This window comes from Enterobacter cloacae complex sp. 302F9, assembly GCF_050030335.1.
GTDB classification, from domain to species: domain Bacteria; phylum Pseudomonadota; class Gammaproteobacteria; order Enterobacterales; family Enterobacteriaceae; genus Enterobacter; species Enterobacter hormaechei_C.
The window spans coordinates 2,545,655-2,563,394 of record NZ_JBLGUC010000001.1; the positions used below are offsets into that span (position 1 = coordinate 2,545,655).

Below are 17,740 nucleotides of genomic sequence, written 5' to 3' on the forward strand. Positions count from 1 at the left end.
AATGGTCGAAACCTTACTGGAAGTACGTAACCTGAGTAAGACCTTTCGCTATCGCACCGGCCTGTTTCACCGTCAGACCGTCGAGGCTGTTAAACCGCTGAGCTTTACGCTGCGCGAAAAGCAGACGCTGGCGATTATCGGTGAAAACGGCTCGGGCAAATCGACCCTGGCAAAAATGCTCGCGGGTATGGTCGAGCCGAGCGGCGGTGAAATACTGATTGACGATCATCCTCTGGAATTTGGGGACTACTCTTTTCGCAGTCAGCGCATCCGGATCATTTTTCAGGATCCGTCGACGTCCCTGAACCCGCGTCAGCGTATTTCCCAGATCCTGGATTTCCCGCTGCGGTTGAATACCGACCTGGAGCCGGAAGCGCGTCGCAAACGGATTGTCGAAACCCTGCGTCTGGTAGGCCTCCTGCCCGACCATGTCAGCTATTACCCGCACATGCTGGCCCCGGGCCAAAAACAGCGTCTCGGTCTGGCCCGCGCGCTGATCCTGCGCCCGAAGGTCATCATCGCCGACGAAGCGCTGGCGTCGCTGGATATGTCGATGCGTTCGCAGCTCATTAACCTGATGCTGGAGTTACAGGAAAAGCAGGGGATCTCGTATATTTACGTGACTCAGCATCTGGGCATGATGAAGCACATAAGCGACCAGGTGCTGGTGATGCACCAGGGAGAAGTTGTCGAGCGCGGCAGTACCGCTGACGTACTGGCCTCCCCGCTCCATGACCTGACGAAACGCCTGATTGCCGGACACTTTGGTGAAGCGTTGACGGCGGACGCGTGGCGTAAAGATCGTTAGCCGCTGCGTAACCCGCTTGCCAGCAAAGTAAACACCTCTATGGCATGCGGGAGAGTCTTCTGCGGTTCATCACTCGCGGCAATCAGCAGAGCCGCATTCAGAGCAGCGCCATTCAGCAGATGGGCTGCGACTCTGGCATCCATCTTTTTGATTACGTTGCACTCCATCATTTTTTCGATGGTCTGACGGGTCGACTCAAGGCAGCTGTTCTGGCTGGGCCAGTGCGCCGGATCGCCCAGAACAGCCGGGCCGTCAAGAAGCACGATACGCTGAACTTCCGGAACGAGCGCCATTTTGATATAGGCGATGCCCTCCGCCAGCAGTCTCTCCCAGTCATCTTCGGCGGCGGCGGCAATCGCTTTTGCGTTTGCTGCCATTTCGCTGTCTATCTGCGCGACCACCGCCGCCAGTAATCCCTTCTTGTCGTTGAAATTATGATATAGCGCGCCGCGTGTTAACCCCACGCTTGCCGTGAGTTCATCCATCGACGCTGCGGCATAGCCTTTTTCAGCAAACGCCTTTCGCGCCGCCCGAATCATTTTCTCGCGATTTTCCTGGGCCGTTTCAGCGCGACGTTTCGTAGCCATGGGACTTCCTTCATTAAGCGGTAATTATAATTTGACATACGCGGCGTATGTGGCTTACATTTTTGACATACATCGCGTATGTTACTTCTACTGCGCAACCACAACAATACCCCTGACAGAAAAGGAAAAGCCATGCATCCACGTGACCCCGTTTTCCCGGCTAATCGCCATGCCCTTTATGAAGAGCATGGCTATTCAGCTGCAATCCGCTCTGGCGATCTGTTATTTGTTTCCGGTCAGGTTGGCAGCCGCAGCGATGGCACACCTGAACCCGACTTCCCCGCTCAGGTGCAGTTGGCGTTCGATAATTTACGGGCGACGCTGGCAGCCGCGGGATGTACTTTTGACGATCTGATTGATGTCACGACGTTTCATACCGATCCTGAAAACCAGTTTCCCGTCATCATGGAGGCGAAAAAACTGGCATTTCCGCACGCTCCTTACCCAAACTGGACAGCAATAGGCGTTAACTGGCTTGCGGGTTTTGATTTCGAAATTAAGGTTATCGCCAGGATCCCTACGCCCGCGAATTAACATCTGGCAGCAAACTGATTTACCGTTAAACTATCACTGACGCACAAATGAAAGACAGCATCAGTAACTATATTCTCTCCTGGGTAGAAGAAAATAACTTTACTATTTTACACATTGATGATTTGGTTGCAGATATTGGATACAGCAGAAGAAGCATCGAAACATGGTTTAAAGAGAAGTATCGGCTCTCTCTAGGTGAGTATATTCTCCGACGGAGGTTAAGCCGTGCCGCCATTATGCTGAGAATGACGTCGATTCCGGTGACGGATATTGCGTATTTATTCCATTACCAGAGCAGCCAGGGATTCTCCAGAGCCTTTAAAAAAATGATGGGGCTGACACCCTCTGAGTACAGATGTGCCAGAGGGTGGAATTTTGACATCTTACAGCCCTCTTTTTTATTAAGCGAACTGGAAACGCCTGAGCTCGAGGTCTGCTTTCTAGATGAAACGTTTGTCTATACGCATGAAATTATCGAGCACGATCATCTTTTTGATACCTCGGTGCATGATATTACTAAAAAAATCAAAAAGCTCCTGACAGAAAACCGCCATGATATCGATAAAATTATTCTGATGCCCCGCCGCCCCGAGTTAGGCAAAAGCCGATCGTATCTGGTCGAGGTATTAATATCGTACGCTTTACAAAGCGACACGGTGACAAATAAAAAATCCCGCGTTGTGCGTGGGAGATACGCAAGAATGCCCTTTAGCGGTAGCTGGGAAAGCTACAGCGCGTTTAACAAGATTGGCTTTGTTAAGGCGATGGTAAATAAACGCCTGACGTTGCGCGACGGTATTTACCTGATGAAAATTAATGCGTACAGCGATGAGCGTGTCGATTTTGATGTTTTCATCCCCATCCTGTAACCTCAGCTGCATTCAGCCTGTCTGGTAACGATTCTGTTTTTACCGTTGTGCTTAGCCTCATACAACGCCTCGTCCACGTCACGCATAATATCATTGCTGTTGACGTTATTCTTAATGGCTGAGCACACGCCGATACTTAATGTGACCTTTACAGGGAGAGCATAATGGTAGCCCGGCCCGGTGCGCTGTTGAACGTTCTGGCGAATACGTTCCGCGACGGCAATAGCCTGCCTACTGTCCGTATCCGGCAGCAGAAGACCAAATTCCTCGCCTCCCAGTCGGGCAAAGATGTCGTTATCGCGAATGCTGTCTTTGATAATATCCACGACCGCCAGAATCACGCGATCCCCCACAAGATGGCCCCAGTTATCGTTAATCGACTTAAAGTTGTCGATGTCCAGCATCATGATGCTGGCCCCCTTTTCTGTCCTGAGCGAGCGGACCCGCGGAAGTGCCTCATAAAAATATTTACGGTTGTAGATCTGAGTAAGCGGATCGCGATCAACCCGATCGCCAAAAATTTTCAACAGGTTAAAGACATGGAACATTAAGGTACAAATCACAAATAATTTACTGAGGACCTCTACTGCCCGGCTGATATACCAGAGCGACAGATTGTAGGTATCAAGCAGTAAGAGGAAAAAATTGTAAACGATGGCGGAAAGGCAGACCACAATAATACTGTTCCAGATCCCGGACGCCAGGCGTGTCACTGAAATCATATAACAAAGTAAAGCCGACCAGAGCAGGATTAGAACATTTACGTACCTGATATCCCAGACAGGATAATGATGTTCATCTTCGTATGCTGCAATCGTTAATGTCCAGGCCGGATGGTAGCTGCTGAGATAATGGGCCAGCATCGGAAATATAACCAATGACGTCAACAATGCTAACGTCATGCTGATCTTATTTCGGAATCTGAGCGTAGATCGAATCGTGATTTTCTCCACACGGACCGCCAGCGCCAGTAATACGATAAAGCTCAGCTGCCGGAAAAAATAGAATACCGCCGTATCGTTGGTTTTTGCCGCCTGGGTAAAACCAGCATGCTCCGGAAGCTGAATAACAATGATCGTCTCAATAAAATAAACCAGCCCACTAAGAAATGCCAGGCTCAGAATGAATAATGAAAAACGCGTTCGGTCGGAGGCATACAGCATCTGGATAAAAATAAAGATAATGGTATCCAGAAAGAACAGCGCAATCATGACGATCAAATAGGTGGTCATAGGCACCCTGAAACCAGGATTATCATTCACGCAAAAGGAGTTCACCGCGATCATTAGTGCGAAAAGCACCGCACCTGACAGCATGATCAGTTTTTCGGCCAACGTAATATTTTTCATCTTCCTTCTTACCGCACACAGATAAAGACGCAAAATGGCATAGCCGTTATCAACCCTCGCGCAATTTTAAAGCGTTTAAAGGGCTAAACGGATCATTTTGCGCAAAAGGCGCTGGACACATCAACATGAGGGCGGCGTCACGGTGCCCGCTGGTTGGATGAGGCGAACCCCGCGTGCGGTGATATACTGCTGGGATACACACGAAACAGCCTGATGAAGAGTCAGTTCAACCTCTTCCGTGAGCCCATTCACGGCGCAGGAGCGAGAAATATCGTGACACAAGGGGCTGTGAGTGGGCTATAATTTCGAGCTAATTTCGAATGATTTTGAAATACTGCCTGTAACGCTATGAATTACAAGGCAAAATAAGCAATGAATATAAGGATTAAAGCTATGGGTTTTCTTTCCGGTAAGCGCATTCTGGTGACTGGCGTTGCCAGCAAACTGTCCATCGCATACGGCATCGCACAGGCAATGCATCGCGAAGGCGCTGAGCTGGCGTTCACCTACCAGAACGACAAGCTGAAAGGCCGTGTTGAAGAATTTGCCGCGCAGCTGGGTTCCAGCATTGTTCTGGAATGTGACGTTGCACAAGACGAAAGCATTGATGGCATGTTTGCTGAACTGGCAAAAGCATGGCCGAAATTCGACGGTTTTGTTCACTCCATCGGCTTCGCTCCTGGCGACCAGCTGGACGGCGACTACGTGAACGCGGTTACCCGTGATGGCTTCAAAATCGCCCACGACATCAGCTCCTACAGCTTCGTTGCAATGGCAAAATCCTGCCGCGCGATGCTGAACCCGGGCGCAGCCCTGCTGACTCTGTCCTACCTCGGCGCAGAACGTGCTATCCCTAACTACAACGTTATGGGTCTGGCGAAAGCGTCTCTGGAAGCCAACGTGCGCTACATGGCGAACGCGATGGGTCCTGAAGGCGTGCGTGTTAACGCTATTTCTGCGGGTCCAATCCGTACCCTGGCCGCTTCCGGTATCAAAGATTTCCGTAAAATGCTGGCACACTGCGAAGCGGTTACCCCGATTCGTCGTACCGTTACCATCGAAGATGTGGGTAACTCTGCGGCATTCCTGTGCTCTGACCTTTCCGCGGGCATCTCCGGCGAAGTGGTTCACGTTGACGGCGGCTTCAACATCGCTGCAATGAACGAGCTGGAAATCAAATAAGCTTGTCACTCTCTTCCCGCCAGGGAAGAGAGTTTCCTCCCGCCCCGCCCCTCGTTATTCCGTTCAGCTATTTGTTATCACCTAACAATATTTTTCCCCTCATCCGCCTTACGCCAGGATATTGATCGCCATTTTGAGATCAAGGAACGCCCATGGAACAACGCCGTTTTTCCGGCAAAGGCCACTGGTATCATGAAACCCAGTCGAATCATTCGCAGACGGACGTTCTGCCGCTGGTGCCCGAAGCCGCTAACGTCGACGACCGTTTTTTGCTCGATCTAGCCCTGCCCGATGACATTCTCGCAAGCTGTGCTGGTTGGCTTACGCATGCCCGAACCCTCTGTCATCTTTTGTTCCCACTTGATACTCCCGTGAACCGTCTGCATACGCTCAGCGCCTACGACAGGCTGAGCACGGCATTAACGGTTGCCCAGGCGTGTGGCGTTCAGCGGCTCTGTAACCACTACGCTGCTCTGCTCGCCCCTCTTCCGGGGCCGGACTCCTCCCGGGAAAGCAATCGACGCCTTGCAGAAATTACCCAGTATGCCCGCCAGTTAGCCAGCTCACCCGATGTCATCGATGATAAAGCCCAAAACCAGCTTGATGAGGTTGGACTCACAACGTATGACATTGTGCTCATCAACCAGATCATCGGCTTTGTCGGTTTTCAGGCGCGAGTGGTCGCGGTATTTCAGGCATTGCTTGGCCATCCGGTACGCTGGCTGCCCGGGCATCACATTCAGCCCCATACGCTGCCGGTCAGCTTCAGCAGATGGACCGCCACGCTACCCCCGGTTGAGCTAAAATATGCCAGTGCGCTTCAGCTTGAGGCGCTCTCACGCTGGCAGGCGGAACCGGCGCTTGAAGCGCTTACTCCTGTGCTGTGTCATGAGCCGATGCTGCTTGATCTGACGGGCGAAATTCTGCTTAACCATCCGCGAAGTGAAGGTCCCGCGTCTTCGATGCTCTCAGCCGCTCGTGCGCTGCTTGTCGCCTCTCCGGATCGCTTTAGCCCCGCCCAGTTAACGCCCCTGACCGGGTCAGGTCTCTCGCCAGAGAAGGCCATCAACCTGCTTACCCGAGATGCATTTTATGGCTGGCTGGACCGTCTGCGCGTGGCGCTCGGCAAAGAGTAATAACCATACTCTTTACCTAAAGAGCGCTTGCTGTAGCAGTGAGATTCGCGTAAAACTGTCAGCCGCTCAATGGCTACGAAAATAGAACATTATGTTTCAGGACAACCCGCTGCTAGCGCAGCTTAAACAGCAACTGCATTCCCAGACGCCGCGTGCAGAAGGGGTCGTAAAAGCCACGGAAAAGGGCTTTGGCTTTCTTGAAGTTGACGGGCAGAAGAGCTACTTCATTCCGCCTCCTCAGATGAAGAAAGTGATGCATGGCGACCGCATTTCGGCCGTTATTCATACCGAAAAGGAACGAGAGTCTGCCGAGCCGGAAGCACTGATCGAACCTTTCCTGACCCGCTTTGTCGGGAAAGTGCATAAAAAAGACGATCGTCTTTCTGTCGTGCCGGACCATCCTCTCCTGAAAGATGCTATTCCGTGCCGCGCCGCGCGTGGCGTTGAGCATGATTTTGTTGAGGGTGACTGGGCGGTTGCTGAGATGCGCCGTCATCCTTTAAAAGGCGATCGCGGTTTTTACGCCGAGCTTACCCAATACATTACCTTCGGCGACGACCATTTCGTCCCATGGTGGGTGACGCTGGCGCGCCACAACCTCGAAAAAGAAGCGCCTGAGGGCGTGGCGACTGAAATGCAGGACGAAGGTCTGGAACGTCGCGATCTGACGGCGCTGGACTTTGTCACCATTGACAGCGCCAGCACCGAGGATATGGACGATGCGTTGTATGCCGAAGATACAGCCGATGGCAAACTGCATCTGACCGTCGCCATTGCCGACCCTACCGCATGGATTGTCGAAGGCAGCAAGCTGGACGAGATGGCCAAAGTGCGCTCGTTCACCAACTACCTGCCGGGCTTTAACATTCCGATGCTGCCGCGTGAACTCTCCGACGATCTTTGCTCGCTGCGTGCGCATGAAGTGCGTCCGGTGCTGGCCTGTCGGATGACCATTGCGGCTGATGGTACCATTGAAGAAGATATTGAATTCTTCGCCGCCACCATCGAATCCAAAGCCAAGCTGGCCTATGACGACGTGTCCGACTGGCTGGAGAACACGGGTAGCTGGAAACCTGAGTCCGACAACATTGCCGCACAAATTCGTCTGCTGCACCGCGTCTGCCTGAGCCGCAGCGAATGGCGTCAAACTCACGCGCTGGTCTTCAAAGATCGTCCGGACTACCGTTTTGTGCTGGGTGAAAAAGGTGAAGTGCTGAATATTGTCGCTGAGCCGCGCCGTATTGCCAACCGCATCGTTGAAGAAGCGATGATATCCGCCAACATTTGTGCCGCCCGCGTGCTGCGCGACAAATTAGGCTTTGGCATTTACAACGTGCACACCGGGTTTGATCCAGCGAACACCGAAGCGCTGGCTGCCCTGCTGAAAACCCATGACGTACACGTCGATCCTGAGGAAGTGCTGACCCTGCAAGGTTTCTGCAAACTGCGCCGCGAGCTGGACGCGCAGCCTTCAGGGTTCCTTGACAGCCGTATTCGCCGCTTCCAGTCCTTTGCGGAAATCAGCACCGAGCCAGGCCCGCACTTCGGCCTTGGCCTTGAGGCTTACGCGACCTGGACCTCCCCGATCCGTAAGTACGGCGATATGGTTAACCATCGTCTGCTGAAAGCGATCATCAAAGGGGAATCTGTTGCCCGCCCACAGGATGATACGACGTTGCAGATGGCAGAACGTCGCCGTCTCAACCGTATGGCGGAGCGTGATGTCGGCGACTGGTTATACGCGCGCTTCCTGAATGATAAGGCAGGGACTGACACCCGTTTCCCGGCTGAAATCATTGACATCAGCCGCGGCGGTATGCGCGTTCGTCTGGTGGATAATGGCGCCGTTGCCTTTATTCCTGCCCCGTTCCTGCATGCCGTTCGCGACGAATTGGTTTGTAGCCAGGAAAACGGGACCGTGCAAATTAAAGGCGAAACGGTTTACAAGGTCACTGACGTGATTGATGTCACCATCGCTGAAGTGCGCATGGAAACCCGCAGTATTATCGCGCGCCCTGTCGCCTGATAACCGCGTAAACTTCCGGCCGTTCCGTTAAGGGGTGGCCGGGAGTTCTCTTCTGTATTATCTCCCGCAAAATCATCGTTTTTTCTCACACTTTTCTGTTTCCCATCGCCACATTTCGCCAGAATTATCTACAGTAAAAGAGAGCCGTCATTGTCGACTGCAAATGAATAATTTGTGCGCTACTCAGCAGCCGCGGGAGAAAACGTGATGGACGATCTGGAGCAGAATTTGCTGTTTCGTTACATGGGTACGCATAGCCCCTGGTGGCGACTGACAGCAGACAGCAATGCTCTGCATCTTGCTGCCAGTGAAAGCGCTGACATCATTCAGGTGGTGGCGCTGGATGATGAGCAGGCCGCGCTGATCCGCCAGCTCACCGTGATAACCTCCAGCATTGCCATGACCCTGCCCTTGTACGGTGTGGACGTTCCCGTTCATCTTGTCGGCCGTAAAATTAACAAAAATGAGTGGGCAGGAACGGCATCAGCCTGGAACGATACCCCTTCCGTGGCGCGCGACCTGGCGCAGGGGCTCTCCTTCGCCGAACAGGTAGTGTCCGAGGCTAACTCCGTGATTGTGATCCTCGACCAGAACGGGAATATTCAGCGCTTCAACCGTTTAAGTGAAGAATATACGGGCCTGAAGGAACAGGAAGTTATCGGGCAAAACGTGTTCAAACTGTTTATGAGCCGTAGCGAAGCCGCGGCCTCCAAACGCAACATCACCGGTTTTTTTCGTAACGGCAGCTCGTACGAAGTTGAACGCTGGATCAAGACCCGCAAAGGGCAGCGCCTGTTTCTCTTCAGAAATAAATTTGTTCACAGCGGCAGCGGGAAAAATGAAATTTTCCTCATCTGTTCAGGTACCGACATAACCGAAGAGCGTCGGGCCCAGGAGCGCCTGCGCGTACTCGCCAATACGGATACGATTACCGGTTTGCCTAACCGAAACGCCATCCATGAGCTGATCTCTGATGCCATCACCGCTCGGGGTGACACCCAGGTAGGCGTGGTTTATCTCGATCTGGATAACTTTAAAAAAGTGAACGATGCCTATGGGCATATGTTTGGCGACCAGCTGCTACAGGCCGTTGCGCTGGCGATCCTGAGCTGCCTGGACGAAGGACAAACCCTGGCGCGCCTGGGTGGGGATGAGTTTATCGTGCTAGCCACCGATACCTCGCAGGGCGCGCTGGAAGCCATGGCATCGCGCATACTGACCCGACTTCGTCAGCCTTTCCGCATCGGGCTGATAGAGGTTTACACCGGCTGCTCGCTGGGCATCGCGCTTGCGCCCCAGCACGGTAACGATCGCGAAAGCGTCATTCGTAATGCCGACACCGCCATGTACACCGCCAAAGAAAATGGCCGGGGCAAATTCTGCGTCTTCTCGCCAGAGATGAACCAGCGCGTATTTGAATATCTGTGGCTGGATACCAACCTGCGTAAAGCGCTGGATAACGATCAGCTGTTAATCCACTACCAGCCCAAAATAACCTGGCGCGGCGAAGTCAGAAGTCTGGAGGCGCTGGTGCGCTGGCAGTTTCCAGAGCGTGGCCTGATCCCGCCGATGGAATTTATCTCCTATGCTGAGGAGTCAGGGCTGATTGTGCCCCTGGGCCGCTGGGTTATGCTCGATGTGGTGCGCCAGGTGGCAAAATGGCGCGACAAGGGGATCAACCTTCGCGTCGCGGTCAACGTCTCCGCCCGTCAGCTGGCGGACCAGACCATCTTCAGCGACCTGAAGCAGGCGCTGAAAGACCTGAGTTTTGAATACTGCCCGATTGACGTGGAATTGACCGAAAGCTGTCTCATTGAAAATGAAGAGCTGGCCCTGTCAGTTATCCAGCAATTTAGCCGCCTGGGAGCGCAAATTCACCTGGATGACTTTGGTACGGGGTACTCTTCCCTGTCGCAGCTGGCGCGCTTCCCTATCGATGCCATTAAGCTTGACCAGGCTTTCGTGCGGGACATCCATAAGCAGTCCATTTCACAGTCGCTGGTGCGTGCGATAGTCGCCGTGGCGCAGGCGTTAAATTTGCAGGTCATTGCTGAAGGGGTGGAAAGTGCAAAAGAAGACGCCTTTCTGACGAAGAATGGCGTCAACGAACGGCAGGGTTATCTTTTTGCTAAGCCCATGCCCGCTGCCGCATTCGAGCGATGGCTAAAGCGCTATCAGGCCAGAAATGTCCGTTAGCTGGCTTTGCGTAAGCCCGTCGCCTGATGGCGATTTTGCAGCATAACCAGCCGCTCCATGTAGGCGATATCCTTCGGTTCAAGGCAGAAGGCGGCATCAACCCAATCCTCGGTAATGTCCATCAGCTCGCTTCGCGGAAGTGGCAGCACGCGCGTACGCGCACGCAGCATGGCCCTTACGCCGTTCAGCTTCGGCTGTAGCGTGTCGATAAACGTCCGCACCGAAACATAGCTCTGTAACGGCTCGAATAAGAGATCCACAAGACCATACTGCTCATACCATTCCGCCGTATGCGTCTCACCTTTGTAGATCAGCGCCTCCGCCATTTTCATGCCGGCGCGACGCGCCACCAGTGAATAGCCGCCCATGCCCGGGAACAGATTGAACGCGATTTCCGGAAAGCCTAATCGGGCATCGCGCTGGGCCAGAATGAAATGATGCGCCAGCGCGGCTTCAAACCCGCCCCCTAACGCGCTTCCTTCCACCATAGCCAGCGTGACAGCACCGGTATCAAACCCTCGCGAGGCAGCATGAACGCAGTCCACACAGGCCCGGGCATAGGCGCGTAACGCTTCGCGTCGGTTGTTTTTGATGCACTCAACGAAGAACTGTAAATCACCGCCGGTATTGTAGATGTCGGGGACCAGCGATCCGGTGACCCAAAAATCAACGACAAATCCGGACTGTCGAACCAGCCAGGAGAGATTCATGATCTCCTCGATCAGCGCATGATTGAAGCAAGGCCGTGGCGTGGCACGTAACATCATCCACACCGTACGCCGTTCGGCCTCATAATAAGCCGCCAGTTGAGTGAATCGTTCAGCATCAGTAAACAATGTGCAGGTTGTCTGGTTGATAACTGTCATAGTCGAATTCCTCTTATAAAAAAGCGCGTTGCGCGCAGTTTTAGACTAATCCACCCCTACAACCCGCAGCATACGGGGGCCAAATTTATCACTTTCATTTATGAACTTTGGTTATTGCATTTTTTACCTTCTCTTTTGAATCAATTTTCTGCATCATTGATAATATTAACTTTTCGCTTCAGGGTGAGCTTATGTCTAACATTGATGCAACAGCCGTGGCACAGCGTATTGATACTGTGCTGGATATTCTTGTCGCAGGCGATTATCACTCTGCTATCCGTAACCTTGAAATCCTCAAGTCTGAACTGCTGGCTGAGAACGGCGCTGATAACGCTCCAGAATCCACTCAACCTAAAGCCCCGTGGGAAGTGTAGCCACGTCGTTTCCGCCCTTGCCTTTTAAATGGATGCTATGAATTCCCGACAACAAATCATTTTGCAGATGGTGATCGATCAGGGACGCGTAAGCGTGGTCGATCTCGCTAAAGCCACCGGCGTTTCTGAAGTCACCATTCGTCAGGATCTGAATCTGCTGGAAAAACAGAGCTACCTGCGGCGTGCGCACGGATATGCCGTTCCACTGGACAGCGACGACGTCGAAACCCGCATGATGAACAATTATGCGCTCAAGCGGGAGCTGGCGGAGTTTGCTGCATCCTTAGTGAATAACGGTGAGACCGTCTTTATTGAAAATGGCAGCAGTAACGCCCTTCTGGCGCGCACGCTCGCCGATCAAAAAGACGTTACCATCATCACCGTAAGCAGCTATATCGCCCATCTGTTGAAGGAAACTCAGTGCGAGGTGATACTGCTGGGCGGCATTTACCAGAAGAAAAGCGAAAGCATGGTGGGGCCATTAACGCGTCAATATGTTCAGCAGGTTCACTTCAGTAAGGCATTCATTGGTATTGACGGCTGGCAGCCCGACACCGGCTTTACCGGTCGCGATATGATGCGTTCAGACGTGGTTAACGCCGTACTCGCCAAAGAGTGTGAAGCGATTGTGCTGACCGACAGCTCTAAGTTTGGCGCCGTACACCCTTATACGATGGGTCCGGCTTCACGCTTCAGCCGTGTGATTACGGATGAGCGTTTGCGCGATGAATATCGCCAGCAATTAGAACAAGACGGCCTGACTGTCGATATTGTGAAAAAAACGGCTTGATTATCCTGCTGCGCCCGAATAATGGGCGCACTTAAACCTTTCTCTGAGAGTATTCTGACCCTGCCTTTAAGAGTTTTTACCTGTTGAAACCGTTCTAAACACGTAAAATTAATATTAGCGATATAACAGGAAGTGACTATCACCTGCGTGATGATGAAACGCCTGCGCGACCAGGTTTCACGGGAACAGAATTTAAGTATGGATATTGTCTATACTTAAAGTGCATTCCTTTCCGTGAATCGATAATTCAGGAGAAAGTATTATGACCTTTACCAGCAAAAAATTAGCCGCCGCTGTTCTGGCAATCACTGTAGCAATGTCCCTGAGCGCTTGCTCTAACTGGTCTAAACGTGACCGTAATACCGCGATTGGTGCCGGTGCTGGTGCGCTTGGTGGTGCAGTATTAACGGATGGTAGTACGCTGGGTACATTAGGTGGTGCTGCCGTAGGTGGTGTTATCGGTCACCAGGTGGGCAAATAATCACCATAACGGCTCTCACCGATATAATAATATATTTTGTATTTTCAGGTCTGACTTACGCACGTAAAAAAAAAGAGCCACGGCAATGTCCGTGGCTCATTTATTTTAGCCGCCCGCCAGTTTGACTTTCATTCCTTTGGCTTCCAGCAGCGCTTTAATTAAATCCCGTTTATCACCCTGAATCTCAATAATGCCGTCTTTTACTGCCCCACCGCATCCGCACTTCTTTTTAAGTTCAGCGGCGAGCTTTACCAGGTCTGCATCATCCAGATCAATGCCAGTGACAAGGCAAACCCCTTTACCTTTCCTGCCGCTGGTCTGGCGCTGAATTCGCACGATGCCATCGCCTTTTGGACGTTCAGCTTTCTCTTTTGGCTCTTCAATGCGCCCGGTATCCGTTGAATAGACCAGACGACTGTTGGCGTCACGCATTATGCCCCCTTTTTCAGTGATGCATTAATCGCTTTCAGGGTCTCTGCCGGATGAGCGGATTGCGTCACCGGGCGACCAATCACCATATAGTCTACACCCGCGCTCAGCGCCTGCTCTGGCGTCATGATGCGTCGCTGATCCCCAGACTCGGTGCCTGCCGGACGGATACCTGGCGTTACCAGTTTAAAGTCGCGGCCTAGCACAGATTTGAAGCGAACCGCCTCCTGAGCCGAACAGACCACGCCATCGAGACCACACTGTTGCGTGAGGCGCGCCAGACGCTCCGCGTGTTCGGCAGGTGACAACGTCACACCCAGATCGTGCAGGTCGGATTCATCCATACTGGTCAGCACGGTGACGGCGATTAGAAGCGGAGCGTCATTACCAAACGGCACCAGCGCTTCGCGCGCAGCCGTCATCATGCGTGCCCCGCCGGATGCATGAACGTTAACCATCCACACGCCCAGTTCAGCCGCCGCAGCTACGGCGTGCGCAGTGGTATTCGGAATATCGTGGAATTTCAGGTCGAGGAAAACGTCGAAGCCACGCTGGTGCAGATCGCGGACGATTGACGGGCCGAACAGCGTAAACATCTCTTTGCCTACTTTCAGACGGCAATCGCGGGGATCAATGCCATCAACAAAGGCCAGTGCGGCGTCACGGTTATTGTAATCCAGAGCAACAACTACGGGAGAATCGGTAACTACGCGGGAAGTGGAGGATGTAACAGACGTCATGACCAGCCCTTTTCGTCTATGGGCGCGCAGCGGCGCGGAACAGATAAACGGCGTGCATTCTACCTGCCCTCGGGGTAAATGAACAGAATCGAATGCTTTTCCTGCCGAACCTCAGACCGCACGGTGCTGACCAAATTACCACAACAATTAGTATGTTGTAACTAAAATGCGGAGTTTTAAAAAATCACTGCCCGTCCAGACCTCGGATTGGCTTAATGGTGGACCACGCCCGGCAGGAAGGGCAATGCCAGTAAAGCGAATAGGCGGTGAAGCCGCATTTCTGGCAACGATAGCGCGGTTTGCTCCGCACCTGTTCACCTACCATGTCTCGCAGCACCATCAGGCTCTCTTTAGCGCGCCCTTCTTCTGCGTCATTAAGGTGGTAATCCATCAGCTTATGGAATACCCGCATGGTAGGATGACGCTGCAACTGACGGGTAATGTATACCTGGGCGGTATCACTCCCTTCGTGCTCTTCAACGACGTCGGACAGCATCAGCTCGGCTGTGGCACCGGTGTTTTCTTCAACGCAGCGACGCAGAAACGCAACCCACTCGTCCTGCTTACCTAACTGCTGATAGCAGGTTTGCAGCATTTCCAGCGTTTCGCTGACCAGCTCTTTGTCCTGATCGATAACGCGAAGCAGGCTCTCCACGGCTTTGGCGTAATCACCGTTAGCCATAAAGACCCGCCCCATCATGATCGAGATGCGCGCGCTGTTGCGATCGGCCGCAGCGCCTTTCTTTAACAATGCCATGGCTTTATCCATGTCATCGCTACCCATCTGCTGGAGAGCCAGCTCGCAATAGAAGTGGGCAATTTCGACGCGTTGTTTGTCTTTACCGAGTTTGACCAGCCGTTCGGCGGTATCAATCGCTTTTTGCCAGTCGCTGGTGGCCTGGTAGATTTGCAGAAGCTGCTGTAGCGCACCGATACGGAAGTCCGTCTCATCCACCAGCTGAGAGAACATATCCTCGGCGCGATCGTAAAGCCCCGCGGCCATGTAATCCCGCCCAAGCTGCTGCACGGCCAGCAACCGTTGCTCATAGGTCAACGAAGCGCTTTCCATCAGGGTCTGGTGGATACGAATGGCACGGTCAACCTCTCCGCGCGAACGGAACAGGTTTCCCAGGGTGAGATGCGCCTCTACGGTGCCGGTATCCTCTTTGAGCATGTCGAGGAACAGATCCACCGCTTTATCCTGCTGATTGCTCAGCAGGAAGTTCACCCCCGCTACGTAGTCACGGGAGAGTCGGTTTGCTTCATCCTGTTTTGTTTGTTGCGCGCTTCTGCGGCCCATATACCAGCCATAGGCTGCGGCGACAGGCAAAAGCAGAAACAACAACTCCAGCATATTCGATTATTCCTTGACTACCGGCACACCAGAGCTCGCCGGAATGTCAGACGCAGGCGTAAGTTGATGTTCAAGTCGTTTAATTTTACGTTCAGCGCGAACAAGAGAAACACGAACCTTAAGCCAGAACAGGCCGCATACAAGCCAGCCGATGACAAAACCCGCCGCGAATAACACCGCCAGCAGGCTCGACACCCGGTACTCGCCCTGCGCCAGCAGATAGTTAAAACTTACCTGTTGATCGTTTTGCGCGCCCAATGTGACTGAAATGACAAAAATCGCCAACACCAGTAAGAAAATGAGTAAATATTTCACATGACTTCCCGTTATGTGGTTCGAGCGTATAAAGCGTGTTCAACTCACTGCAATCAGCCTTATAAGCTACCATTTTAGTGGCGGGCGCGAAATGGAAAAAGTAACGCGCCCTACATGGATTTATGGTCAAAATGCGGAATATCAACCTTCAGGTTCCGCCAGACTCCCTTTCGGCTATTTCTTCCTTCTCTTCCGGCGGCGGCGTCAATGGTCCACAAAAACGTTGTGCAAGCCAGGTCGCCAGCGTCACCAGTACCCACGAGATCAGCGTTGCCACCACCAAATCACGCGGCCAGTGCATCCCCAGCAGCATCCGGCTGCCCATTACGCCTGTCGCCCAGACCAGCAAAATCGCAATCGTGAGGGTACGCCGACGCGGCCACAGCAGTCCCACGCCAAGTAGCGCCCAGCTGGCAGCAAACATCGTATGCCCGGAAGGAAACGCAAAGCCGGTCTCTTTTTGCCAGTGTTTGCGTAAAAAGGTCGGGATATCCTGCTGTTCCGCAAGCTGCTCCTTTACCAACGCACCGCGATCTTTACGCTTTAAATTGTAGAACTCATCCACCGGAACATGATGCGTTTTTTCCAGCCAGACGACGAAAGGACGGGGTTCCTGCACGCGATCCTTGACCCACGACTTCACCCCCTGCCCGATAAGTATGGCGCCGCCGAGAATAGCGAACAGTACCAGCGCCGCGCGAAGGCGAAAGCGCAGGCACCACAGGAACCAACCACAGAGCAACACGTGCGTAATAATCCCCCACGGCTGGGTGACCGTCTCGGTTATCCAGTATAAGGCTTTCAGCCACGTCTCGTTTTGTCCGGGCTGCCACATCCAGCCGGAGAACCAAACGACCAGTGGTATAACGAGCAATACGGCGGCTCCTGCGGCCGTTCGTCTGGCAATTGAAAGCATGTCCTCTCCTTTTTCACTAAGCACCACAATCATAACTGAATTTCATCATTCTGGTGGATATGTCGGATTGTGCGTTTAACGTTTGTAAAGCGTGGTGGTGATTAGGTGAAGTTGCCGGGCTTGTGGCAAAATAGTCCGATACAGAAAGCATAATGGGGCAAAGGCACGAAACGTGTCAGCCTGGTCTGGAGAATCACATGCAGCTTAAACGTGTGGCAGAAGCCAAACTGCCAACCCCATGGGGCGATTTCCTGATGGTGGGTTTTGAAGAACTGGCAACCGGGCAAGATCACGTCGCCCTGGTATTCGGCGACATTTCGGGGCAAACGCCGGTGCTGTCCCGCGTTCATTCAGAGTGTCTGACCGGTGACGCGCTGTTCAGCCTGCGCTGCGACTGCGGTTTCCAGCTTGAAGCCGCCCTTTCTCATATCGCAGAGGAAGGACGTGGCGTTCTGCTGTATCACCGTCAGGAAGGACGCAATATCGGCCTGCTGAATAAAATCCGCGCCTACGCGTTGCAGGATCAGGGTTACGACACCGTCGAAGCGAACCATCAGCTCGGCTTTGCTGCTGACGAGCGCGATTTCACCTTGTGCGCGGATATGTTCAAGCTGCTGGGCGTGGACGAAGTGCGTCTGTTGACCAATAACCCGAAAAAAGTGGAAATCCTCACTGAAGCGGGCATCAATATCGTGGAACGCGTACCGCTGATTGTCGGCCGCAACCCGAAAAACGCGCACTACCTCGATACCAAAGCTGCCAAAATGGGGCATCTGCTGAGCGAGTAA

At 52.9% G+C, this 17,740-nt stretch carries 19 protein-coding genes; 11 read left to right on the forward strand and 8 right to left on the reverse strand.

Annotated elements, in window-relative coordinates:
- Position 1: 1 nt before the first annotated feature.
- The gene (gene sapF / locus ACQG0T_RS12365) at positions 2 to 808 is read left to right on the forward strand and encodes a putrescine export ABC transporter ATP-binding protein SapF (protein WP_271040290.1); all 807 of its coding nucleotides are present in this window, start codon (positions 2 to 4) and stop codon (positions 806 to 808) included.
- Here the strand turns inward: sapF and ACQG0T_RS12370 are convergent.
- Positions 805 to 1,395: a TetR/AcrR family transcriptional regulator gene (locus ACQG0T_RS12370; protein WP_126542685.1), complete on the reverse strand. Its 591-nt coding sequence runs from the start codon at positions 1,393 to 1,395 to the stop codon at positions 805 to 807. The genes sapF and ACQG0T_RS12370 overlap by 4 nt on opposite strands.
- Before the next feature lie 132 nt (positions 1,396 to 1,527).
- On the opposite strand from ACQG0T_RS12370, the gene ACQG0T_RS12375 reads away from it, so the two are divergent.
- Positions 1,528 to 1,929 (forward strand): RidA family protein, encoded by a 402-nt coding sequence (locus ACQG0T_RS12375; protein ID WP_045339884.1) that lies wholly within the window; start codon positions 1,528 to 1,530, stop codon positions 1,927 to 1,929.
- A gap of 47 nt (positions 1,930 to 1,976) precedes the next feature.
- Positions 1,977 to 2,798, forward strand: coding sequence for a helix-turn-helix transcriptional regulator (locus ACQG0T_RS12380; RefSeq protein ID WP_271040291.1), 822 nt, complete (start codon positions 1,977 to 1,979; stop codon positions 2,796 to 2,798).
- A 2-nt stretch (positions 2,799 to 2,800) separates the two neighbouring features.
- Here the strand turns inward: ACQG0T_RS12380 and ACQG0T_RS12385 are convergent, their stop codons facing one another.
- Positions 2,801 to 4,147 (reverse strand): GGDEF domain-containing protein, encoded by a 1,347-nt coding sequence (locus tag ACQG0T_RS12385; RefSeq protein WP_271040292.1) that lies wholly within the window; start codon positions 4,145 to 4,147, stop codon positions 2,801 to 2,803.
- A gap of 393 nt (positions 4,148 to 4,540) precedes the next feature.
- On the opposite strand from ACQG0T_RS12385, the gene fabI reads away from it, so the two are divergent.
- The 4 genes from fabI to pdeR all read left to right on the forward strand — a co-directional run bounded on the left by fabI (position 4,541) and on the right by pdeR (position 10,687).
- Positions 4,541 to 5,329: an enoyl-ACP reductase FabI gene (gene fabI / locus ACQG0T_RS12390; RefSeq protein ID WP_003856831.1), complete on the forward strand. Its 789-nt coding sequence runs from the start codon at positions 4,541 to 4,543 to the stop codon at positions 5,327 to 5,329.
- A 152-nt stretch (positions 5,330 to 5,481) separates the two neighbouring features.
- Positions 5,482 to 6,465 (forward strand): CMD domain-containing protein, encoded by a 984-nt coding sequence (locus ACQG0T_RS12395; RefSeq protein WP_271040293.1) that lies wholly within the window; start codon positions 5,482 to 5,484, stop codon positions 6,463 to 6,465.
- A 91-nt stretch (positions 6,466 to 6,556) separates the two neighbouring features.
- Entirely contained in the window at positions 6,557 to 8,491 is a 1,935-nt protein-coding gene (locus tag ACQG0T_RS12400; protein WP_047057098.1) for an exoribonuclease II, read from the forward strand.
- Between the two features lie 204 nt (positions 8,492 to 8,695).
- Positions 8,696 to 10,687 carry a cyclic di-GMP phosphodiesterase gene (pdeR, locus tag ACQG0T_RS12405; RefSeq protein WP_271040820.1) on the forward strand — a complete coding sequence of 664 codons (1,992 nt, stop codon included), beginning with the start codon at positions 8,696 to 8,698 and terminating at the stop codon, positions 10,685 to 10,687.
- Here the strand turns inward: pdeR and ACQG0T_RS12410 are convergent.
- Positions 10,684 to 11,553 carry a crotonase/enoyl-CoA hydratase family protein gene (locus tag ACQG0T_RS12410; RefSeq protein WP_017384209.1) on the reverse strand — a complete coding sequence of 290 codons (870 nt, stop codon included), beginning with the start codon at positions 11,551 to 11,553 and terminating at the stop codon, positions 10,684 to 10,686. The two genes, pdeR and ACQG0T_RS12410, sit on opposite strands and share 4 nt — an antisense overlap.
- Before the next feature lie 191 nt (positions 11,554 to 11,744).
- Here ACQG0T_RS12410 and ACQG0T_RS12415 point away from each other — a divergent pair, with 191 nt between their 5' ends.
- From ACQG0T_RS12415 to osmB, 3 genes are all read left to right on the forward strand, one after another.
- Positions 11,745 to 11,927: a hypothetical protein gene (locus tag ACQG0T_RS12415; protein WP_003856825.1), complete on the forward strand. Its 183-nt coding sequence runs from the start codon at positions 11,745 to 11,747 to the stop codon at positions 11,925 to 11,927.
- Between the two features lie 37 nt (positions 11,928 to 11,964).
- Entirely contained in the window at positions 11,965 to 12,717 is a 753-nt protein-coding gene (locus tag ACQG0T_RS12420; protein ID WP_017384211.1) for a DNA-binding transcriptional regulator YciT, read from the forward strand.
- Between the two features lie 262 nt (positions 12,718 to 12,979).
- Positions 12,980 to 13,198 (forward strand): osmotically-inducible lipoprotein OsmB, encoded by a 219-nt coding sequence (gene osmB / locus ACQG0T_RS12425; protein ID WP_017384212.1) that lies wholly within the window; start codon positions 12,980 to 12,982, stop codon positions 13,196 to 13,198.
- 105 nt (positions 13,199 to 13,303) lie between these two features.
- On the opposite strand, the gene yciH is transcribed toward osmB, so the two are convergent.
- The 5 genes from yciH to pgpB form a co-directional block, all read right to left on the reverse strand.
- The gene (gene yciH / locus ACQG0T_RS12430; protein WP_015570389.1) at positions 13,304 to 13,630 is read right to left on the reverse strand and encodes a stress response translation initiation inhibitor YciH; all 327 of its coding nucleotides are present in this window, start codon (positions 13,628 to 13,630) and stop codon (positions 13,304 to 13,306) included.
- Positions 13,630 to 14,367, reverse strand: a complete 738-nt coding sequence (pyrF, locus tag ACQG0T_RS12435) for an orotidine-5'-phosphate decarboxylase (RefSeq protein ID WP_032653814.1) — start codon at positions 14,365 to 14,367, stop codon at positions 13,630 to 13,632. The genes yciH and pyrF overlap by 1 nt, the downstream gene beginning before the upstream one ends.
- Positions 14,368 to 14,551: 184 nt before the next feature.
- On the reverse strand, positions 14,552 to 15,721 hold the full coding sequence (gene lapB / locus ACQG0T_RS12440; protein WP_003856819.1) for a lipopolysaccharide assembly protein LapB: 1,170 nt from the start codon (positions 15,719 to 15,721) through the stop codon (positions 14,552 to 14,554).
- Between the two features lie 6 nt (positions 15,722 to 15,727).
- Positions 15,728 to 16,036: a LapA family protein gene (locus tag ACQG0T_RS12445; protein WP_003856817.1), complete on the reverse strand. Its 309-nt coding sequence runs from the start codon at positions 16,034 to 16,036 to the stop codon at positions 15,728 to 15,730.
- A 148-nt stretch (positions 16,037 to 16,184) separates the two neighbouring features.
- Positions 16,185 to 16,952 carry a phosphatidylglycerophosphatase B gene (gene pgpB / locus ACQG0T_RS12450; RefSeq protein ID WP_003856815.1) on the reverse strand — a complete coding sequence of 256 codons (768 nt, stop codon included), beginning with the start codon at positions 16,950 to 16,952 and terminating at the stop codon, positions 16,185 to 16,187.
- Positions 16,953 to 17,149: 197 nt separating this feature from the next.
- On the opposite strand from pgpB, the gene ribA reads away from it, so the two are divergent.
- Positions 17,150 to 17,740: a GTP cyclohydrolase II gene (ribA, locus tag ACQG0T_RS12455; RefSeq protein ID WP_003856813.1), complete on the forward strand. Its 591-nt coding sequence runs from the start codon at positions 17,150 to 17,152 to the stop codon at positions 17,738 to 17,740.